Here is a 20,594-nt window from a genome sequence, read left to right as displayed (position 1 = left end):
TTGCGCCGCGTGCTATCGCTGCGTTCCCCGATCAAACCCCATCCAGATTACAACCTTACAACGGACGCTTGCCCGGGTCGCCTGCCACTTCTCGCACCAGCTTGGGCACCAGGTAGCCGGAGATGCGCGCGGCCAGGGCGCGATGCAGCGCACGCGCGGCCTCGTCGGAGATCTCGAAATGGGCCGATCCCTGGACCCGGTCGAGCTGGTGCAGGTAGTAGGGCAGCACGCCGGCGGCATAGCTGCGCTCGCTCAGCGCGGCCAGGGCCTCGACGTCGTCGTTGACCCCGCGCAGCAGAACCGCCTGATTGAGCAAGGTGGCGCCGGCGCCGCGCAGGCGCCGCATGGCCGCGTCCACCTCGGCGTCGAATTCGTTCGCGTGATTGGCGTGCAGCACCACCGCCACCGGCCACGGCAGGCCTTGCAGCCACTGGGTCAGCGCGGCATCGACGCGCTCGGGCAGTACCACCGGCAGGCGGGTGTGGATGCGCAGGCGCTTGAGGTGGGCGATCGGCGCCAGCGCGTCGGTGAGTTCGGCCAGCTTGGGCGTGGCCAGCGACCACGGGTCTCCGCCGGACAGGATCACCTCGTCGATGGTCGGGTCGGCGGCGATCGCCGCGACCGCCTCGCCCCAGCCGGCCGCGGCCGCGGTTTCCTGCGCGTAGGGGAAGTGGCGGCGGAAGCAGTAGCGGCAATTGATCGCGCAGCTGCCGGTGGCGATCAGCAAGGCGCGGCCGTTGTATTTGCGGATGACGCCGTGGCCGGCCTTGGCCGCGCCGTCGCCGACCGCGTCCAGGCTGAAGCCCGGCATCGGCCGCATTTCATCGTCCAGCGGCAGCACCTGGCGCAGCAGCGGGTCGGCCGGGTCGGCGTGGCGCATGCGGGCGAGAAAGCCGCGCGGCACCCGCAGCGGAAACTGCGCCGCGGCCGCTTCGGACACGGCCAGGGCGGCCTGCGACAGGCCGAGCAGGGCCAGCAGCTCGCGCGGATCGCGCACCGCGTCGCGCCACAGGGCCTGCCAGCGCGGCGGCGCGGCGGCGCCCTGGGGAGCGGCTGGATGCGGGACGGGTTGCGCAGCAGGTATCATGTGGGGCTAGCCTTCAGGGTTCCGATCACGGCGCCCGGGCTCGGTCCACGCGGAAAACCGCTGCGGACGGAGCCGGCGCAGCCCGACATTCTAGCCTTGCATCGCCGGCATGGCGGTCCGTACGCGCCTTTGGCGCCCCTTGGACCCCGCCCGCGACCCGGGCCGGCCCGGGACGGCGCCGCCACGACGGCAGACGACGGCCCCGGCCCAAGGCGGGGGCGGCCGGACCCCAATCACCGCCACATTATTCATTTGTTAGGAGTTCCAGCATGGCCAGCCTAGGCATGAACGACGTCAAGACCGGACAGAAGATCCTGGTCAATAACGACCCGTGCATCATCACCGAGACCGAGTACGTCAAGCCGGGCAAGGGCCAGGCCTTCACCCGCATCAAGTACCGCAGCATCAAGTCCGGGCGCGTGGTGGAAATGACCATGAAGGCCACCGACAACGTCGAGCAGGCCGACGTGGTCGATACCGACATGCAGTACCTGTACTCCGACGGCGAGTACTGGCATTTCATGAACCAGGAATCCTTCGAGCAGGTGCAGTCCGACAAGGCCGGCATGGGCGGCGCGGAGAAGTGGCTCAAGGGCGAGGAAGAGTGCGTGGTGACGCTGTGGAACGGCGTGCCGATCGCGGTCCAGCCGCCGAACTTCGTCGAGCTCAAGATCACCGAGACCGACCCGGGCGTGCGCGGCGATACCTCCGGCGGCGGCGGCAAGCCGGCGACCCTGGAAACCGGCGCGGTGGTGCGCGTGCCGCTGTTCGTCGGCCAGGAAGAAACCATCAAGGTCGATACCCGCTCGGGCGAGTACGTCAGCCGGGTGAAGTGACCCATCGGCCCGTGGCCGCCTGAGGCGGCCACGGCTTTGCCGATGCGCGATTCCCGCGAAGGCGGTTCGACGCTTTCGCAAGCTGCCGCGGATTCCCGTCCCGTCAGCAGATCCACCTAGCGATCCCGCCGCGACGATTCGGGCGATCCGAACGCAAGATCCATTGCGAGCCCCGGGCCGCACGGCCCAGGGCGTCGCACAGCGGTAGCCGGCGAATGCCATAGTCCTCGCCGGCGCTGCCGCACGACAGCGACACGCACTTCAACCAGCACGTGAGACGCGAATGACGACCGAGACTTCCGCCATCCCCTGCGACCTGTTGATCGAAGCGGGCTGGGTGGTGCCGGTCGAGCCGCATGCCGTCGTGCTGGACGACCACGCCGTCGCCGTCAAGGGCGGGGTGATCGTCGATATCCTGCCGATCGCCGAGGCCCGCGCGCGCTACGTCGCGGCCGAAACGATCAGCCGGCCCGAGTCGGCGCTGATCCCGGGCCTGGTCAACGCCCACACCCACAACCCGATGACCCTGCTGCGCGGCATCGCCGACGATCTGCCGCTGATGGAATGGCTGCAAGGCCACATCTGGCCGGTCGAGGGCGCGGTGATCGGGCCGCAGTTCGTCGAGGACGGCATCACCCTGGCGATCGCCGAGATGCTGCGCGGCGGCACCACCTGCGCCAACGAAAACTATTTCTTCCCCGACGTGCAGGCCGCGGTCTACAAGCGCTACGGCTTCCGCGCCCGGGTCGGCCTGCCGGTGATCGATTTCCCCACCGCCTGGGCCAAGAGTTCGGACGAATACTTCGACCGCGCCGGCGAAGTCCACGACCTGTGGCGCGACGACGCGCTGGTCGCGACCGCGTTCGCGCCGCATGCGCCGTACACGGTCAGCGACGCCAACTTCGAACGCATCCGCATGCTGGCCGACCAGTTGGATCTGCCGATCCATCTGCACACGCACGAAACCGCGCAGGAAGTGGCCGATTCGATCAAGCTGCACGGCCAGCGCCCGCTGGCGCGCCTGGACCGCCTGGGGTTGGTCACCGACCGCCTGATCGCGGTGCACATGACCCAGCTCACCGACGCCGAGATCGCCTTGTGCGCCGAGCGCGGCGTCAGCGTGGTGCATTGCCCCGAGTCCAATCTCAAGCTGGCCTCGGGCTTCTGCCCGGTGTGCAAGCTGCAGCAGGCCGGCGTCAATCTGGCCATCGGCACCGACGGCTGCGCCAGCAACAACGATCTGGACATGTTCGGCGAAACCCGCACCGCCGCGCTGCTGGCCAAGGGCGTGGCCATTGATGCCAAGGCCCTGGACGCGTTCAGCGCGCTGCGCGCGGCGACCCTGGGCGGCGCCAAGGCGATGGGCTTCGAGGACAAGATCGGTTCGATCCAGGTTGGCAAGCAGGCCGATCTGGTCTGCGTCGATCTGGGCCAATTGGAGACCCAGCCGGTGCATCACGTGGTCTCGCAATTGATCTACGCCACCGGTCGCCATCAGGTCGGCGACGTGTGGATCGCCGGCCGCGCCAAGCTGCGCGAACGTGCGCTGGTCGATATGGATACTGCGGCGCTGGTCGCGAATGCGCGGCAGTGGCGCGCGCGCATCGCGACGATCAAACGCTGACGCCGGGCCCCGCGCACGTGCGCGGCAGCCGCGTCGTCGCGTCGCGTTCACACCCGTAGCCTCGGGCTTGATTCAAACTAGCCACGCGCGCCGCCCGGCGGCCGCGCGAGGCACCGACCGCAGTGAGCAGGCAGGCATGAGCGCAGCAAGCAAGGCATCCGATCCTCAGGGCAGCGATTCGCAACACGCCGCCGGCGGCCACGACAACTTCAGCCAGGCCGAGCTCGACAAGTTCGGCGCCCTGGCCAATCGCTGGTGGGACCCGCTGGGTCCGCAGAAGCCGCTGCACGCGCTCAATCCGGTGCGCCTGGACTACGTCGCCCAGCGCGCGCCCTTGTCGCAGGCGCAGGCGCTCGACGTCGGCTGCGGCGGCGGTCTGCTCAGCGAGGCCCTGGCCGCCGCGGGCGCGCAGGTCACCGCGATCGATCTGGCGCCGGAACTGATCAAGGTCGCCAAGCTGCATCGGCTGGAAACCGGCGTGGCGGTGGATTACCGCTTGCAGTCGGTCGAGTCCTTGGCGCAGGAGCGGCCGGAGAGTTTCGACACCATCACCTGCATGGAAATGCTCGAACACGTGCCCGACCCGGGCGCGATCGTTCGCGCCTGCGCCAGCCTGCTCAAGCCCGGCGGGCGCCTGTTCCTGTCCACGCTCAACCGCACCCCGGCCGCGTTCGCGCTGGCCATCGTCGGCGCCGAGTACCTGGCCCGGCTGCTGCCCAGGGGCACCCATCAGTACCGCGATTTCATCAAGCCCTCCGAGCTGGCGCGCTGGCTGCGCGAAGCCGGCCTGGAGCTGGAAGACGTCAGCGGCCTGATGTACGAGCCCTGGCGCAACGGCGCGCGGATCACCTCGCGCACCGACATCAACTATCTGGCCTGCGCGTACAAGCCCGCCGCGCAGGTGTCGGCCGCATGAGCGCGGCCGCTCCCGCGCTGAGCGGCGCGGCGTATCCGCAGGCGGTGTTGTTCGACCTGGACGGCACCTTGCTCGACAGCGCGCCGGACATGCTCGCCGTTGCCAATCGCATGCGCGCCGACCGCGGCCTGCCGCCGATGCCGATGGCGCCGCTGCGTGCGCAGGTGTCGAAGGGCTCGCGGGCGATGCTCGGCGCGGCCTTTCCCGATGTCGATCCGGCCCAGCGCGACGGCTGGGTGCAGGAGTTCCTGGACCTGTACGAAGCCGAGCTCGGCCTGCACGGAGCGCCGTTCGACGGCGTGGAGGCGATGCTGGCCGCGCTGGAGGCCGCCGGTTCGCCCTGGGGCATCGTCACGAACAAACCCGAATATCTGGCGCGCAAGCTGATGCCGCTGCTGGGCTGGGAAACCCGCTGCGCGGTGCTGATCGGCGGCGACACGCTGAGCGCGCGCAAACCCGATCCGCTGCCGCTGACCACCGCCGCGCGGCGGATCGGCGTGGAGCCGGCGCATTGCATCTATGTCGGCGACGACGAGCGCGACATCATCGCCGCGCGCGCCGCCGGCATGCCTTCGGTGGTGGCGCTGTGGGGCTACCGCCTGGATCACGACGATCCGTTCGCCTGGCAGGGCGATGTGATGATCGAATCGCCCGCGCAACTGATCGGGGCGGGCGCATGGCCGGCGACGCGATGAAGCCGCAGGTCGCCGCCGAAGTCGAGGCCGCCTCGCAGGAGCAATCCTCGCAGGAGCAGGCGCTGCAGGACTTCGCCGGCAAATGGCGGGCGCGCTGGCCGGAATGGTCGGTGGCCGAAGTCTTCGTGCCGCGCGCGCAGCGCGGCGTCGCGGTGGCCTGGGCGGCGCTGCAACAGGAACTCACCGATGCGGCCTGGGGCGGCAGCGACGCGCTGCCCGGCGAGGCCAAGCTGGGCTGGTGGATGGAAGAACTGCAGGGCTGGCGCATGAACCGCCGGCGCCACCCGCTGGGGCTGGCGCTGCAGCGGCAGGCCGCGCCCTGGGGCGACCTGGCCCTGGCCCTGCCGGCGCTGCGCGACAGCCGCGAGCGCCCCGGCGACCGCAACGAAGCCTTCGACAGCCTGATTCCGGTCGCCACCGCCATCGGCGCCATCGACATGGCCCTGTTCGAGCCCGTGCCCGGCCAGTTGGCCGAGGCCGCGGTGCCGGCGATCCAGTCGAGCCTGCTGGAATCGCGGCTGGTGCTGCAGGGCGACGCGTCGGTGCCGCTGAGCGTGGTCGCACGGGCGATGGCGCGCCCGGGCGAGGGCGCGGCGGTGGAATGGAGCCGCGAGCTGCTGGCGCAATGGCCGGCGCGCTTCGGCGCGACCGTGCCGCGGCGGCTGTGGACCGCGCTGGCGCATACCCGGCTGCAGCGCGGCGACGCGGCGCGGCCGTTGTCGCCGTGGACGGCCCTGCTGGCGGCCTGGCGCGGCGCCCGCAACTGAGCGTTGCAGGCCCGGGCCGGGGCGAGCGGGCCGGGGCCGGTAGAATGGCGCCGTTGCGTTTCCCCCACGCGCCCCCACTGATTTCGTCGTGACTATTCCCCAGACCCCCTCGCGTTCCGCCTTGCCCGATGTCGCCTTCGATGCCGCCGCCGCGGCGCGCGCGCTGGACTGGGTTGGCATGTCCAACATCGCCCTGCCGCTGCGCATCACCGGCAGCGACGGCACCCCGATCCAGGTCGCCGCCTCGGTCGATGTCTCGGTCAACCTGCGCGACGCCAACGCCCGCGGCATCCACATGTCGCGCATGTACCTGCATCTGCAGAACGCCTTCGCCAGCGAGACGGTGACCCCGGCCGGCCTGCGCCGCGCGTTGCAGAGCCTGATCGACGGCCAGGGCGGCATCTCCAACGCCGCGCGGCTGGTGCTGCGCTACGAGCAACTGCTGCTGCGTCCGGCCCTGGCCAGCCACAACGCCGGCTGGAAGCGCTATCCGGTCGAGATCGACGCGCGCCTGATCGACGGCCACCTGCACCTGGGCCTGCGCTTCGCGGTCGAATACTCCAGCACCTGTCCGGCCTCGGCGGCGCTGTCGCGCCAGCTCAACGCCGAACGCTTCGCCGCCGATTTCGCCGCCGCCCATCCGCTGTCCACCGCGGTGGTCAGCGACTGGCTCGCCTCCGAACGCGGCATGGCCGCGACCCCGCACGCGCAGCGCAGCCGCGCCGACGTGCGCGCGGAGCTGCGCCCGGCCTTCGACGAACTGCCGCTGGTGGCGTTGATCGACGCGCTCGAACGCGCGCTGGCAACGCCGGTGCAGACCGCGGTCAAGCGCGAGGACGAGCAAGCCTTCGCCCGCCTCAACGCCGAGAACCTGATGTTCTGCGAAGACGCCGCGCGCCGGGTCGCCGCGGCGCTGTCGGCCGATGCGCGCATCGAGCGCTTCGACGCCGAAGTCGCGCACTTCGAAAGCCTGCACGCGCACGACGCGGTCGCCCGCGTCACCGGGCAGGGCGCGCGCGAGTAGTCGCGCCGCCGTTGCGCCGCCGCTGTGTGCGGAGTCTGGCGCCTTGAACCTCGCGATTCGCGCGTGAAACGCCGGCGTGCCCGGCATCGCTCGCCGATCGGCCGACGCCGCCGAACAACGCCTGGCAAACGCCCGCCGCGCGCCTGCGCTCATCGCCGGAAAACGCCGCGAACTGTCGGGTTTACCGGCGGCTGCGCATGCGCGCCCGGGTGTAGGATCACCGGCCGATAGACCTCAGCGGTGCGGCAATGCATGCAGGCGTGTGCGCGAGCACACTACAAGTCGCAAACCGTGATGGTCCCCACCCCCGGAATACAGGGGCCTTGGGCTATGCTCAGGCCACCAGACTAGTGACCGGAAGGGGCATGGGGAAACCCTGGCGTCGTGGCTGGCAGGCCCTGTTGGTTCTGCTGGGGATGTGGGCGGTGGCGGCGATCGCGTCGGCGCAGGACGTAAGCCTGCCCCAGCCCGGCCCCTCCGCGCCTTCGGCGGCGGCCCCGAGCTCGGATCGCGAACCTTACGACCCCACGAACTACCGCGCGCCGTCCCTGAGCCTGTCCCGGCTCGAACAGGATCCGGTGCCGGCGCGGGTGCTGGCCGGCGAGTTCGAACGCCGCTTCGAAGCGGTCTCCGGCGACATGCTGTGGGCGCACAAGGGCCAGGCGACGTGGTGGCGCATCGTCGTCAATCAGGACGTCGCCGAAGCCGACGCGCCGCAGCTCACCATCGACCGCCCGTCGCGCCGCGAAATCGAACTGTGGCGTCCCGGCGACGACCTGCCGCTGCGTCGCTCGATCTACGGCCCCGACACCGACTTGAACCACTCCACGCGGATGATCGTGTTTCCGCTGCCGCGCGGCCTGCGCAAGGGCGATCGCCTGTACCTGCGCATGCTCGCCGCCGACGTGATGAGCTCGCGCGCCGAGATCCAGCCGCTGGCGCGGGTGCAGCGCGAGGACATGATGCACGTCGGCCTGCGCAGCGTGGTGCTGACCGCGATGGGCGTGATCGCGGTGCTCGCGTTCGGTTTCTGGGTCGGGCTGCGCGAACGCGGCTACGCCTATCTGGGCCTGACCCTGGTGCTGCAGATCCTCACCCTGACCTCCGACGGCGGCGAGATGCGGGTGGTGCCGTGGCTCAACGAGATCGCGCCCGACAGCCGCACCAACATCGTGCTCAATACCGCCGCGGTATTGGCCAGTATCCGCTTTCTGATCTTCTTCCTCGGCCTGCGCACCACCCAGCCCAAGGCCGCGCGCCTGCTGGACTGGTGCAGTATCTCGCTCGGCGGCCTGCTGCTGGTGTCCTTGTTCCGGACCTGGAAGTACAGCGCGCTGTTCGGCAACCTCAATCTTTTGGTGGTGGTGGCGCTGGTGCTGTACTGCACCGTGGTCGCGGTCTGGCGCCGCCAGCGCGAAGCCTATTTCCTGTTGCTGGCGTGGCTGCCCCTGATGCTGTTGCTGGTCGCCCTGGTCGGCGCCAATCACCAGTGGTGGCCGGAATTCAGCTGGCTCGAATACACCTTCCCGGTCGGCCTGGCTTTCGGCGGCCTGGGCCTGCTGCTGGGTCTGACTTCCAAGCTGCAGCAACTGCGCCGCGACCGCGACACCGCCAACCGCCTGGCGACCTACGACAGCCTGACCGGCGCGATGACCCGCGCGGCGATCTCGCAAAGCCTGCGCAAAGCGGTGGACAGCGCGCACCGTTCGCACCGGCCGCTGTCGGTGGTGTTCTTCGACATCGACCACTTCAAGCGCATCAACGACGAACACGGCCATCGCGTCGGCGACGAAACCCTGCGCATCGTCTCGCTGCGCACCCGCAACCGCCTGCGCGCCTACGACCTGTTCGGCCGTTACGGCGGCGACGAGGTGCTGGTGGTGCTGGCCGACACCCATCTGCGCGACGCGGTCCGCGTCGCCGAGCATCTGCGCGAATCGGTCAGCGGCAGCCCGCTGTCGATCGACGGCCGCCTGCTGCCGGTCAGCCTGAGCCTGGGCGTGGCCGAACTGATGCCGGATGAAACCCCGGAGCAGTTGCTCGAACGCGCCGACGCGGCGCTGTACGCAAGCAAATCCGCAGGCCGCGACCGCGTCACCGGCCACAGCGTCGAGCCCGAGCGCGAGGTGGTGTCGTGACCCCGGACGGCGGAGGCCCCGGCGCGATCCAGGCCGCGCAACTGCGTACCGGCGACGTGCTGCTGATGCGCGCGCGCGGCTCGCTGGCCGCGCTGATCGCCTGGTTCAACGAAAGCAGCTACAGCCACGTGGCTTTGCTGGGACGCGCCGGCTATCTGATCGAAGTCGGCGTGGGCGGCGTGATCGAACTGTCGCTGTCGCAGCGCCTGACCGATCCGGCGCTGGTCGCGGTGGACGCGCGCCGCCCGCTCGGCGCCAGCGCCGACCCGCAGGACAACGACCGCATCGCCGTGCTCGCGCATGCTTTGTCGCTGCGCCGGCCGACCTTCTCCGGCGACGCGCTGGCCGCGCTCGGCCGCGCCGCGGCCCTGCGCGATCGCAACCTGCCGCCGTCGCCGCAGTTGCGCGCGGTGCTGCGCGAAGCGCTGCATCACGCCGCCTTCGACAACGCGAAAGCGATGAGTTCGAGCGAATTCGTCTATCGCTGCTTCGCGGAAAACACCGCGCAGCCGCGCGGCCGTCTCGCCCCGAGCCTGCCGGTCGCCGCGCCCTCGGCGCTGGCGTTTCCGTCGCTGGATTGGGAATCTTTGTGGCGCGACATCGCGCCCTGCCTGCGCCCGGCGCGGCGCGATGCCCTGCGCCTGGACGAACACGGCCAGCCCGGTTCGGCGCAGGAAGTCGGCGAGGACGAATTCGCCGCCGCGGTCGCCGACACGCGCCAGCGCCTGGGCCTGATGGAGCGCGGCAACGCCTTGTTGGCGATGGCCGGGCCGCGTCTGCCGAATCCCAAATGCGTGCGCCTGCGCGAGTTGGAGCAGTCGCCTTCGTTCGAAGTATTGGGGTCGCTGCTGAAGCCTTGAGCGGCGCGCCGGCTCAGGGCGCGCTCTTGCCCGCCTGCATCGCCTGGGCGCGTTCGAGCACCAGCAGCGGATCGATGCGCACATCGAACCAGTTCATGCCCCAGTGCAGATGCGGACCGGTCGCGCGTCCGGTCGCGCCGACCGCGCCGATGATCTGGCCCTGCGTCACCCGGTCGCCGACCTTCACGTCGATGCGCGACATGTGCAGGAAATTCGAACTCACGCCGTGGCCGTGATCGAGCAGCACGGTGCCGCCGGTCAGGTACAGATCCGGCCCGGCGAAGGTGATCACGCCCGCGGCCGGCGCCTTGATCGCGGTGCCGCTGGGCGCGGCGATGTCCATGCCCGAATGGCCGGAGCCTTTCTGGCCGTTGTACACGCGCTGGTTGCCGAAGCGTCCGCTGATGCGGCCCTGCACCGGCCAGATGAAGGCCTGGGCGAAATCGGCGCGGTCGTCGTCGCGCGCGCGCGCGGCCACCACCTGCGCCTGTTCGCGCTCGATGCGCGCGGCGATCTCCGGCGGCGGATTGACCGTCTTGGGCGGAACGCCCTGGATGTATTCGGTCGGGAACTCGCGCGCGGCGACCGCGATGCTGGCCGTTTCGATCCGGCCGGGCGCGACTTCGATCTGCACCGTCAGCGGCCCGCTCGCGTCGCGGCCGACGCCGAACACCACCGTGCCGTAGGCGGTGGTGCGCAACTGGCGTTCGCCGTAGCGCACCTTGCTGCCGGGCGGGACCTTGCCGATGACCAACCCGCCCTGCGAAACCTGCGCGGGGAAAACGATCCGCGCATCCGCCGGAGCCGTCGCCGCCGTTTGCGCTTGCGCCATCAACGCGGGGCAGGGCGCCAGCAAAGCCAGCACCAAAGCGATGACGCCAAACCTCATCGAGCGAACGCCAGGCGCTGCCCGTTCGGCGCGCCGACCAGCGAAGTGCCGTCCCAGGCCAGCACGCCGTTGACCCAGGTCGAGGCGATGCGCGAGTGGAAGGTGTGGCCTTCGAACGGCGACCAGCCGCACTTGGACAGCACGTCCTCGCGCTGCACGGTGTAGGGCAGGTCGTCGATCAGCACCAGATCGGCGAAGTAACCCTCGCGCAGGAAGCCGCGGTGTTCGACATCGAACAGCTTGGCCGGCGCGTGCGCGAACTTGTCCACCACCTGGGCGGTGCTCAGGCGGCCTTCGTGGACCAGTTCCAGCGCGGCGTTGAGGGCGAACTGCACCAGCGGCAGGCCGCTGGGCGCGGAGGTGTAGGGGCGGGCCTTTTCTTCCAGCGTGTGCGGCGCGTGGTCGGTGGCGAGCACGTCGATCACGTCCTCGGCGACCGCGCGGATCAGCGCCTCGCGATCGGCCGGGTCCTTGATCGCCGGATTGCATTTGATCAGATGGCCGAGCTTGGCGTAGTCGTCGCGATCGAAACGCAGGAAGTGGATGCAGGTCTCGGCGGTGATGCGCTTGCCCTCGATCGGGCCGGCCTGGAACAGCGCCAGTTCGTCGGCGGTGCTGATGTGCAGCACGTGCAGGCGGGTGTTGTGCTTGCGCGCCAGCGAGATCGCCAGCTCGGTGGATTTCTTGCAGGCCTGGCGCGAGCGGATGTCGGGATGGAACTGCGCCGGAATGTCGTCGCCGTACTTCGCCTTGTAGACGGCGAGTTCGGCGTCGATCATCGGCGTGTCTTCGCAGTGGGTGATGATCGGCGTGGGCACGTCGCGGAAGATCGCGTCGAGGGTGACCGGATCGTCCACCAGCATGTTGCCGGTCGAGGCGCCCATGAACACCTTCACCCCCGGCGCGGTGCGCGGGTCCAGCGACTGGATCGCGGCGAGGTTGTCGTTGCTGGCGCCCAGGTAGAACCCGTAGTTGGCCCGGGCCCGTCCGGCCGCGCGCCGGTACTTGTCCTCCAGCGCGGCGGCGTCGAGGGTGGGCGGGTTGGTGTTGGGCATGTCCATGAAGGTGGTCAGCCCGCCGGCCACCGCGGCGGCCGATTCGGTCGCCATGTCGGCTTTGTATTCCAGTCCGGGTTCACGGAAATGAACCTGGTCGTCGATCATGCCCGGCAGCAGGCGCCGGCCGCGCGCGTCGATTACGGTCTCGCCGCCGCGCCCGGACAGGCCGGCGCCGATCTGGGCGATGCGGCCGTCTTCTATGCGCAGGTCGCCGTCGTACTCGCGTCCTTCGTTGACCAGGCGGGCGTTGACGATCAGGGTCGATGGCATGAGCAGTTTCCGGAAGGGGGCGCGGAGGAGGCGGCGGATTCGCGAAGTTGCGGATCCGGCGGGGCGGAATCGTCCCCGGTGCCGGGCACCGGGTCGTAGCCGCCGGGATTGAGAGGATGGCAGCGCGCCAGTCGCTTGACCGTGAGCCAGCTGCCTTTAAGTGCGCCGTAGTGCCCGATCGCCGTCATCGAATACGACGAACAGCTGGGATGAAAGCGGCAACGTTGGCCGAGTAATGGGCTTATCCAACGTTTATAGCCACGTAGCAGGGCGATGAGCAGGCGGTCGATCACGTTTCCTTAATGCCGGCAACGGTAGTGACGGGAGCGGGGAGGCGTGTCGCAAAGCCCCGCGCAGGACGCTATTTTACGCCGCGATCGGCCTCGCACAGCGCGGTTGCCGCGGGTGCCGCAGCAGGGTATAACAGCGCGCTTTCCCCAAACAAGGCAAGTGCAAGACGAAGGTCCGCCGCAGCGTGGAATCGCTGTTGCCGTGCTGGTCGGACCGGGCGAAAACCGGCTTGTCGCCGGATTTCACTTGCGGTCATCGAGCGCATGTGCATTTGATGGCCGGGTGGGTCATGCTTGGCCCGCGATGTCTCCGGACCGCGTTCGGAGGCGCCCTCAGGGAATAGAAGGACAAGCCGCTCGTGGCAGTGAAAAAACCTGCGAAGAAGGCCGCCAAGGCGGTCAAGAAGACCGTCAAGCCGGCTGCGAAGAAGGCGGCCAAACCTGCGGCCAAGCCCGCGCCGAAGAAAACGGTCGCCAAGAAGGCGGCGGTCAAGAAGGCCCCGGCCAAGGCGGCGGCGAAAAAGCCCACGGCGAGTAAACCGGCGGCCAAGCAGGCCGTTGTGACCAAGAAAGCGGCGCCGGCCAAGCCGGCACCGGCGAAGAAGACCGTCGCCCCACCGGCCGCCAAGCCGGCGGCAGCGGTGAAGAAAGCGGCGCCCGCGCCGGCCAAATCCGCGACCGCACCCTCCGCGGCAGGCAAGAACGTAGCAACAAAGACGCCGGAGCTTAAAAAAGTTGAAGCTAAAAAGCCCGAAGCTGTGAAGCACAAACCTGCGCCTGCCGCCAAACCGCCCGCATCGCAGCCCCCCGCCCCGGAGGCGGCCGCTGCGGCACAGGCCGACCGTATCTCCGACCAAAACAAGAACACAGTGACCCAGACAGCATCCAGCAAGACACCCGCGGGTAAACCCGCGACGACGACCGCCGCCGCGGCCCCGCGTCCGGCCGGCAAGGTGGCCGTGGCCGTCACGGCCAAGCAACCGACTGCGCCGGCCCCCAAGACCAAGGTCAAGGTCGTGGCTTACAAGAACGATCCCGCCACCGGCCGCCCGATCGTCCCGGAGGGCTACAAGCCCGCCTCGGACGAGGAATACATGAGCCCGTTGCAACTCGAGTACTTCCGTCAGCGCCTGCTGCAGTGGCGCACGGATCTGGTCGAGGAGTCCAAGCAGACCATCGAGAACCTCAAGGACGAAGTGCGCGACGTCGGCGACGAAGCCGAACGCGCGACGCGTGAGACGGAGAACTCGCTCGAACTGCGCACCCGTGACCGTTATCGCAAGCTGATCAGCAAGATCGACAGCACGCTCAAGCGGGTGGATTCGGGCGACTACGGCTTCTGCGTCGATACCGGCGAAGAAATCGGCCTGGAGCGCCTGGAGGCGCGCCTGACCGCCGAGCGCACCATCGACGCGCAGGAGCGCTGGGAACATCTGCAGAAGCAGATGGGCGACTGATCGGCGCTTCGCACGCCGTTCTATCCAGAAAAAGCCCCGCGCAAGCGGGGCTTTTTTGTGGCTGCGACCGGCCGAAGGCGCGGCTTACTGCAATTCGCGCAAATCCAGCCGCCGCAGCTTCGGCGCCAGTTTCGCCGTCGCCCCGACCACGGCCAGGGTCATGCAGCCGCCGAAGATCACCGACGGCACCAGGCCCATCAGCTTGGCCGCCAGGCCCGATTCGAACGCGCCCAGCTCGTTGGACGAGCCGATGAAGATGCCGTTGATCGACGACACCCGCCCGCGCATTTCATCCGGCGTGGACAACTGCAGGATGGTCGAGCGCAGCACCACCGACACCCCGTCGCACATGCCCGACAGCATCAGCATCGCCGCCGACAGCCAGAAGCTGCGCGACAAGGCGAAGCCGATGATGCACAGGCCGAACCCGGCCACGGCATACAACAACAGGCGCCCGGCGTTCTTCTGCGGCGGGTGCCGGGCCAGCCACAGCCCCATCAGCACCGCGCCGGCGGCCGGCGCCGCGCGCAGCACGCCCAGCGCCTCCGGGCCGTAGTGCAGGACGTCGTGGATGAACGCCGGCAGCAGCGCCACCGCGCCGCCGAACAGCACCGAGAACATGTCCAGCGCCTGCGCGCCGAGCACGACCTGATTGTTGAAGACGAAACGCAGGCCTTCGCCGATGCTCTTGAACACCGGCGCGCGCTCGGCCTGCGGCGGCGGTTCGGTCACGCGCAGGGTGATGATCGCGATCGCGCCGGCCAGGGCGAAGCCGGCGGCGACCAGATAGGCCGAGGTCTTGCCGCCCCAGGCCACCAGCGCGCCGCCCAGCGCCGGGCCCAGCACCAGCCCGGTCTGCATGACCACGCTGCTGATGCCCGAGCCGCGCGCGAAGTGCTCGCGCTTGAGCACACGCGCGAACAAAGACATGTACACCGGCGACAGGAACGCGCGGACCACGCCGTTGATGGCGATCGCCGCATAGATGGTCAGGGTGGCGAAGCCGAAGCCGCCGGTGGGCAGCACGCCGCTGGCGACGCCGGCCAGCATCAGCGTGGTTAGCAGCAGGCCCAGGCAGGCGAACATGCCCAGCTTGCGCCGCGGCAGGTGATCGACCGCGTAGCCGGCGAACAGGGCGAAGCAGAAGTAGGGAATGACTTCGGTGAGCCCGATCAGGCCGAGCGCGAACGGATCGCGGGTGATCTCGTAAACGTGCCAGCCGACCGTGACCGCGACGATCTGGTACGACAGCATCGCCAGCAGGCGATAGACCAGCAGCCCCGCGAACCCGGGATTGCGCAGCAGGCGCGAGGCGCTGATCGGGGTAGGGCCGCTCGCGGTGCCGGACTCGGCGCGGACGGCGTCCTCGCTCACAGCCGGCGCTGCGCCTGTTCGCGAATGAAGGCCAGCAACGAGGCCAGGCCGTTGTTGCGGGTCGGCGAGAGGTGCTTGGCCAGGCCGATGTCGGCGATGTAATCGGCCTGGGTGGCGACGATTTCGACCGCGCTGCGGCCCGAATACACGCGCAGGGCCAGATAGATCAGGCCAGAGACGATGGCCGAATCGCTGATCGCATGGAAGGTAAGGTGGCTGGCGTCGCCTTCGACCACGATCCACACCATCGACTGGCAACCCAGCAGGCGGTGTTCTTCCGTCTTCCACTCCGCCGGCAGGTCCGGCAGCTTGCGGCCCAGGTCGATCAGGTACTGATAGCGCTCGGACCAGTCGCCGAAGAACGCGAACTCGTCACGGATCGCCGCCTGCGCGTCGGCGGCGCTGGCTTCGATCGGGAACGGCGAGGCGAGGACGGCGACGTTCATCGCGAACGCTTCCAGCGCACGCCGGCCGGCGTGTCTTCCAGCAGGATGCCTTCGTCGGCGAGCTGCTGGCGGATGGCGTCGGCGCGGGCGAAATCACGCGCCTTCTTGGCCGCGTTGCGCTCATCGACCAGGGTCTGGATGCGCGCGTCGTCGCCTTCCACCGTGGCGCCGGAGAACCAGGCGGCCGGGTCTTGCTGCAGCAGGCCCATGGCCAGGCCGGCGCCGAGCAGGTCGCGCTTGAGCCGCGATTGTTCGGCCGGATCGGTGGCCTTGCGCGCCTCGCCGGCGATGCGCGCCAGCTCGGCCAGCGCGCGCGGCGTGTTGAGGTCGTCTTCGAGCGCGGTTTCCACGCTGTCGGGAATGGCGACAGCGCCGGCATCGACGCCGGCCAGATCGCGCAACGTGCCGTACAGGCGTTCGAGCGTGCGCGTGCATTGCTCGATCAAGCCGTCCGACCACTCCAGCGGCTGCCGGTAATGCGCCGACAGCAGGGCGTAGCGCAGCACTTCGGGAGGATATTGCGCGATCAGATCGTGGATCTTCTGGATGTTGCCGACCGACTTCGACATTTTGCCGCCGTCGAAATTGAGCATGCCATTGTGCAGCCACCAGCGCGCGAACACCTTGCCGCCGTGGGCGCATTCGCTTTGCGCGATCTCGTTCTCGTGGTGCGGGAACTGCAGATCGACGCCGCCGGCATGGATGTCGATGGTCTCGCCCAGGTGCGCGGCGGCCATCGCTGAGCATTCGATGTGCCAGCCCGGACGGCCGCGGCCCCAGGGCGATTCCCAGCCGGGCAGGTCGTCGCTGGAGGGCTTCCACAACACGAAGTCGCCCGCATCGCGCTTGTAGGGCGCCACTTCGACCCGCGCGCCGGCGCGCATGTCTTCGATGTCGCGGCGCGAAAGCTTGCCGTAGCCGTCGAAACTGGCGATCGAGAACAGCACGTGCTGCTCGGCCTCGTAGGCGTGGCCGCTTTCGATCAGGCGCTGGATCATCGCCACGATTTCGCCGATATGCGCGGTCGCGGCCGGCTCCAGGTCCGGCGGCTGCACGCCCAGCGCGGCCATGTCCTCGCGGTAGGCGGCGGCGAAGCGGTCGGTGATGGCCGAGATCGGCACGCCTTGCTCGGCCGCGGCGGCGTTGATCTTGTCGTCTACGTCGGTGATGTTGCGCGCATAGGCCAGCGCGCCGTAGCGCCGGCGCAGCAGATCGGCGAGCACGCCGAACACCACCGGGCCGCGCGCGTTGCCGATATGGACGTAGTTGTAGACCGTGGGGCCGCAGACATACATCGTCGGGCGCGAGGGATCCAGCGGCTGGAAGGGTTCGACCTGTCGCGACAGGCTGTTGTAGAGATGCAGGCTCATGGATAGAAGGCTTGGGGTCGGGTTCATTCTAGCGGTCGTATGTGTTCGCAAGCGCGGCGACGGGCGAATATTCCGCCCGGACGCGGCAATTGGACGAAACCCGGCGGCCCTTGCCGCGTTATCGCCGCCGGCCCGGGCGCGGAGCGGCCGCCGCGACCGCGCAGACCGGCGCGGACCGGGCCCGCGATCGGGGTCGGACGGCGGCGCCATCGCCAGCAAGGACGGGGCCTAAAGGCGGGATTCAGGCCGTGAGCGGACACTGCTCTTACACTTTATTCACAGTTCCCACTCGCGAGCCCGATGAACCGAATCGCCCTGCAGGTCTCGATCCTGGTGCTGACCGGCGCTGTGGCGGTCCTGTGGACGAAGCCGGCGGCGGCGCAGCAGCACACGGTGATCCAGGCCGAGAACGTGCGTTTCGACTACGCCCAGGTGCTGCGAGTGACCCCGGTCTACCAGACTTTGCGTGCGACCACGGTGGAACAACAGTGCGATCCCGAGCCCACCGGCAAGGCCGATTCGCGCCTGTCGCGCGTGGTCGGCGCGGTGCGCGAGGCCCTGGGCCGCGAGCGCGACCCCAAGCCCAGCACCGGCGAGAACTGCCGCCCGGTGCCGGTGGAACGCGAATTCCGCCGCCCGATCGCCTACGACGTGGATTACGTCTACAAGGGCAGCCGGTTCCGCTCGCGCCTGCCCGAAGACCCGGGCAACAAGCTTAAGGTCCGGGTCGCGGTGACCCCGGTCATCGCCCCGACCAGCACCTCGCGCTGAGCGCCGCCTGCCGCGGGGTTCGCGTTTCCGCCCCTCGCGGCTTGCGCCCCGGCCCCGTGCATGCGAGCATTCGCGGCCTCATGAACCCGAACTACGCCGACGCCGATATCCTGACCTCCGCCTACATGGCGGCGGGCATGACCTCGCGCGCGCGCCGACCGTTGCCCTGCCAATCCGCTGGGTGACGGCGCTCGCCGTCGTTCGTGTAACAAGCTGCACACACGAGAAGCCCAGCCTAGCGCTGGGCTTTTTTGTTTTTCGGCCCGGGAATCGGGAATGGGGAATAGGGAATCGGCGAGGCAACAGCGCCGTTATCCACTCCTCCCAGCGATTGCCGGCCATCGCGTCACCGCTGTACCGATTCTCCATTCCCGATTCCCGATTCTCGGACTCAAGCCACGATGAAGCACTTTCTCAACACCCAGGACTGGTCGCGCGCCGACCTCGACGCGCTGCTCGCGCAGGCCGCTGTGTTCAAGCGCAGCAAGCTCGGCGATGAGCTCAAGGGCAAATCGATCGCGTTGGTGTTCTTCAATCCGTCGATGCGCACCCGCACCAGTTTCGAACTGGGCGCGTTCCAGCTCGGCGGCCACGCGGTGGTGTTGCAGCCGGGCAAGGACGCGTGGCCGATCGAATTCGATCTGGGCACGGTGATGGACGGCGATACCGAAGAGCACATCGCCGAAGTGGCCAAGGTGCTGGGCCGTTACGTCGATCTGATCGGCGTGCGCGCGTTCCCGAAGTTCGTCGATTGGGCCAACGACCGCCAGGACAAGGTGCTGGCCAGCTTCGCCAAGTATTCGCCGGTGCCGGTCATCAACATGGAGACCATCACCCATCCCTGCCAGGAGCTGGCGCATGCGCTGGCGCTGCAGGAGCACTTCGGCACCAGCGATCTGCGCGGCAAGAAGTACGTGCTGACCTGGACCTATCACCCCAAGCCGCTCAACACCGCGGTCGCCAATTCGGCGCTGACCATCGCCACGCGCCTGGGGATGGACGTGACCTTGCTGTGCCCGACGCCGGAATACGTGCTCGATGAGCGCTACATGGGCTGGGCCGAGCAGAACGTCGCCGAGAGCGGCGGCTCGCTCAAGATCAGCCACGACATCGAAAGCGCCTACACCGGCGCCGATGTGGTCTACGCCAAGAGCTGGGGCGCGTTGCCGTATTTCGGCAACTGGGGCCCGGAAAAGCCGATCCGCGACCAGTACAAGCACTTCATCGTCGACGAAGCCAAGATGGCGCTGACCAACAACGGCGTCTTCAGCCATTGCCTGCCGCTGCGCCGCAACGTCAAGGCCACCGACGGGGTGATGGACTCAAAGCAGTGCATCGCCATCGACGAAGCCGAGAACCGTCTGCATGTGCAGAAGGCGATCATGGCCGCTTTGATCTAGGAGTGAGTGGAGAGGAGTGAGGAGTGAGTAGATCGACTGCTTGCTCTCTCAGCCTCTCCGCGCTTGCGCTCCCACTCATTCCTCACTCCTCTCTACTCATTCCTCTCGGACCTCCCCATGACCGATCGTAACATCGTCCTCGCCTTCTCCGGCGGCCTCGACACCAGCTTCTGCGTGCCCTACCTGCAAGAGCGCGGCTGGGCCGTGCACACCGTGTTCGCCGACACCGGCGGCGTGGACGCGGAAGAGCGCGCTTTCATCGAGCAGCGCGCGGCCGAGCTGGGCGTCGCCAGCCACGTCACCATCGACGGCGGCCCGGCGATCTGGTCGGGCTTCGTCAAACCCTTCGTCTGGGCCGGCGAGGGCTATCAGGGCCAGTACCCACTGCTGGTGTCGGACCGTTACCTCATCGTCGAAGCCGCGCTCAAGCGCGCCGACGAACTGGGCTGCAAGGTCATCGCCCACGGCTGCACCGGCATGGGCAACGACCAGGTGCGTTTCGACCTGGCGGTGAAGGCGCTGGGCGATTACGAGATCGTCGCGCCGATCCGCGAAATCCAGAAAGAGCACACCGAAGTGCGCGCCTACGAACAGAAGTACCTCGAAGACCGCGGCTTCGGCGTGCGCGCCAAACAGAAGGCCTACACCATCAACGAGAACCTGCTGGGCCTGACCATGTCCGGCGGCGAGATCGACCGCTGGCAGGCGCCGGGCGAGGGTGCGGTGGGCTGGTGCAAGCCGCGTGCGCAGTGGCCGAGCGAAGCGCTCAAGGTCGCGATCACGTTCGAGAACGGCGAAGCGGTTGCGCTCAACGGCGAGAAGATCGCCGGCCACACCATGCTGGCCAAGCTCAACGGCCTGTTCGCGCAGTACGGCGTTGGCAGGGGCCTGTACACCGGCGACACCACCATCGGCCTGAAGGGCCGCATCATCTTCGAAGCGCCGGGCCTGATCGCGCTGCTGACCGCGCACCGCGCGTTGGAAGAAGCGGTGCTGACCAAGCAGCAGAACCGCTTCAAGCCCGAAGTAGCGCGCAAGTGGGTCGAGCTGGTGTACGAAGGTTTCTTCCACGATCCGCTCAAGACCGATCTGGAAGCGTTCCTGGCCAGCTCGCAGTCCACCGTCAACGGCGAGGTGGTGCTGGAAACCAGCGGCGGCGTGGTCAACGCGGTCGCGGTGAATTCGCCGCACATCCTCAACGCCAAGGGCGCGACCTACGCCCAGGCGGCCGACTGGGGCGTGGCCGAGGCCGAGGGTTTCATCAAATTGTTCGGAATGAGCAGCACGCTGTGGGCCGAGATCAATCGCAAGAGCTGAGGCTC

General features: G+C 68.7%; 19 protein-coding genes. 12 read left to right on the top strand and 7 right to left on the bottom strand.

All coding sequences use genetic code 11. The features are described from left to right. Nucleotides 1–55: 55 nt before the first annotated feature. Nucleotides 56–1,087, bottom strand: coding sequence for an EF-P beta-lysylation protein EpmB (epmB, locus tag AB4Y92_RS16970; RefSeq protein WP_441820722.1), 1,032 nt, complete (start codon nucleotides 1,085–1,087; stop codon nucleotides 56–58). Nucleotides 1,088–1,356: 269 nt separating this feature from the next. Here epmB and efp point away from each other — a divergent pair, with 269 nt between their 5' ends. The 8 genes from efp to AB4Y92_RS16930 all read left to right on the top strand — a co-directional run bounded on the left by efp (nucleotide 1,357) and on the right by AB4Y92_RS16930 (nucleotide 9,947). After that, nucleotides 1,357–1,923, top strand: coding sequence for an elongation factor P (gene efp / locus AB4Y92_RS16965; protein WP_215056239.1), 567 nt, complete (start codon nucleotides 1,357–1,359; stop codon nucleotides 1,921–1,923). Nucleotides 1,924–2,206: 283 nt separating this feature from the next. Continuing rightward, entirely contained in the window at nucleotides 2,207–3,547 is a 1,341-nt protein-coding gene (locus tag AB4Y92_RS16960) for a TRZ/ATZ family hydrolase (protein ID WP_441820721.1), read from the top strand. A 136-nt stretch (nucleotides 3,548–3,683) separates the two neighbouring features. Then, nucleotides 3,684–4,463, top strand: coding sequence for a bifunctional 2-polyprenyl-6-hydroxyphenol methylase/3-demethylubiquinol 3-O-methyltransferase UbiG (ubiG, locus tag AB4Y92_RS16955; RefSeq protein WP_441820720.1), 780 nt, complete (start codon nucleotides 3,684–3,686; stop codon nucleotides 4,461–4,463). After that, on the top strand, nucleotides 4,460–5,158 hold the full coding sequence (locus AB4Y92_RS16950; RefSeq protein WP_441820719.1) for a phosphoglycolate phosphatase: 699 nt from the start codon (nucleotides 4,460–4,462) through the stop codon (nucleotides 5,156–5,158). The genes ubiG and AB4Y92_RS16950 overlap by 4 nt, the downstream gene beginning before the upstream one ends. Further along, nucleotides 5,140–5,925, top strand: coding sequence for a phytoene/squalene synthase family protein (locus tag AB4Y92_RS16945; protein ID WP_441820718.1), 786 nt, complete (start codon nucleotides 5,140–5,142; stop codon nucleotides 5,923–5,925). The genes AB4Y92_RS16950 and AB4Y92_RS16945 overlap by 19 nt, the downstream gene beginning before the upstream one ends. An 88-nt stretch (nucleotides 5,926–6,013) precedes the next feature. Continuing rightward, entirely contained in the window at nucleotides 6,014–6,949 is a 936-nt protein-coding gene (gene folE2 / locus AB4Y92_RS16940; RefSeq protein ID WP_441820717.1) for a GTP cyclohydrolase FolE2, read from the top strand. Between the two features lie 365 nt (nucleotides 6,950–7,314). After that, entirely contained in the window at nucleotides 7,315–9,087 is a 1,773-nt protein-coding gene (locus tag AB4Y92_RS16935; protein ID WP_441820716.1) for a diguanylate cyclase, read from the top strand. Continuing rightward, nucleotides 9,084–9,947, top strand: coding sequence for a hypothetical protein (locus AB4Y92_RS16930; protein ID WP_441820715.1), 864 nt, complete (start codon nucleotides 9,084–9,086; stop codon nucleotides 9,945–9,947). The genes AB4Y92_RS16935 and AB4Y92_RS16930 overlap by 4 nt, the downstream gene beginning before the upstream one ends. 13 nt (nucleotides 9,948–9,960) lie before the next feature. Here the strand turns inward: AB4Y92_RS16930 and AB4Y92_RS16925 are convergent, their stop codons facing one another. Genes AB4Y92_RS16925 through yidD form a run of 3 tightly spaced genes read right to left on the bottom strand, consistent with a single transcriptional unit; the run spans nucleotide 9,961 to nucleotide 12,457 of the window. Further along, a complete protein-coding gene (locus AB4Y92_RS16925) occupies nucleotides 9,961–10,836 on the bottom strand; it encodes a M23 family metallopeptidase (RefSeq protein ID WP_441820714.1) in 876 nt (291 codons plus the stop codon). Continuing rightward, a complete protein-coding gene (locus tag AB4Y92_RS16920) occupies nucleotides 10,833–12,164 on the bottom strand; it encodes a dihydroorotase (protein WP_441820713.1) in 1,332 nt (443 codons plus the stop codon). The genes AB4Y92_RS16925 and AB4Y92_RS16920 overlap by 4 nt, the downstream gene beginning before the upstream one ends. Next, a complete protein-coding gene (gene yidD, locus AB4Y92_RS16915) occupies nucleotides 12,149–12,457 on the bottom strand; it encodes a membrane protein insertion efficiency factor YidD (protein ID WP_441820712.1) in 309 nt (102 codons plus the stop codon). The genes AB4Y92_RS16920 and yidD overlap by 16 nt, the downstream gene beginning before the upstream one ends. 356 nt (nucleotides 12,458–12,813) lie before the next feature. On the opposite strand from yidD, the gene dksA reads away from it, so the two are divergent. Then, nucleotides 12,814–13,911: an RNA polymerase-binding protein DksA gene (dksA, locus tag AB4Y92_RS16910; RefSeq protein WP_441820711.1), complete on the top strand. Its 1,098-nt coding sequence runs from the start codon at nucleotides 12,814–12,816 to the stop codon at nucleotides 13,909–13,911. Nucleotides 13,912–13,995: 84 nt separating this feature from the next. Here dksA and AB4Y92_RS16905 read toward each other — a convergent pair whose 3' ends face one another. From AB4Y92_RS16905 to cysS, 3 genes are read right to left on the bottom strand one after another with little or no spacing between them, the layout of a single operon-like run. Beyond that, entirely contained in the window at nucleotides 13,996–15,285 is a 1,290-nt protein-coding gene (locus AB4Y92_RS16905) for an MFS transporter (RefSeq protein ID WP_441820710.1), read from the bottom strand. Then, nucleotides 15,282–15,731, bottom strand: a complete 450-nt coding sequence (locus tag AB4Y92_RS16900; protein ID WP_441820709.1) for a SufE family protein — start codon at nucleotides 15,729–15,731, stop codon at nucleotides 15,282–15,284. Before AB4Y92_RS16900 ends, AB4Y92_RS16905 begins: the two co-directional genes overlap by 4 nt. Beyond that, nucleotides 15,728–17,101 (bottom strand): cysteine--tRNA ligase, encoded by a 1,374-nt coding sequence (gene cysS, locus AB4Y92_RS16895; protein WP_441820708.1) that lies wholly within the window; start codon nucleotides 17,099–17,101, stop codon nucleotides 15,728–15,730. The genes AB4Y92_RS16900 and cysS overlap by 4 nt, the downstream gene beginning before the upstream one ends. Before the next feature lie 300 nt (nucleotides 17,102–17,401). Here cysS and AB4Y92_RS16890 point away from each other — a divergent pair, with 300 nt between their 5' ends. From AB4Y92_RS16890 to AB4Y92_RS16880, 3 genes are all read left to right on the top strand, one after another. Next, nucleotides 17,402–17,872 (top strand): hypothetical protein, encoded by a 471-nt coding sequence (locus AB4Y92_RS16890; RefSeq protein WP_235109875.1) that lies wholly within the window; start codon nucleotides 17,402–17,404, stop codon nucleotides 17,870–17,872. Nucleotides 17,873–18,273: 401 nt separating this feature from the next. Then, the gene (locus AB4Y92_RS16885; RefSeq protein ID WP_441820707.1) at nucleotides 18,274–19,272 is read left to right on the top strand and encodes an N-acetylornithine carbamoyltransferase; all 999 of its coding nucleotides are present in this window, start codon (nucleotides 18,274–18,276) and stop codon (nucleotides 19,270–19,272) included. Nucleotides 19,273–19,389: 117 nt separating this feature from the next. Beyond that, nucleotides 19,390–20,589, top strand: a complete 1,200-nt coding sequence (locus AB4Y92_RS16880) for an argininosuccinate synthase (protein WP_441820706.1) — start codon at nucleotides 19,390–19,392, stop codon at nucleotides 20,587–20,589. Nucleotides 20,590–20,594: the final 5 nt, after the last annotated feature.

The sequence above is a fragment of the Lysobacter sp. TAB13 genome, assembly GCF_052113885.1.
GTDB classification, from domain to species: Bacteria; Pseudomonadota; Gammaproteobacteria; order Xanthomonadales; family Xanthomonadaceae; genus Lysobacter; species Lysobacter gummosus.
Note: the sequence above shows the minus strand (reverse complement) of the source record. Positions and strands in the feature narration are given on the sequence as shown.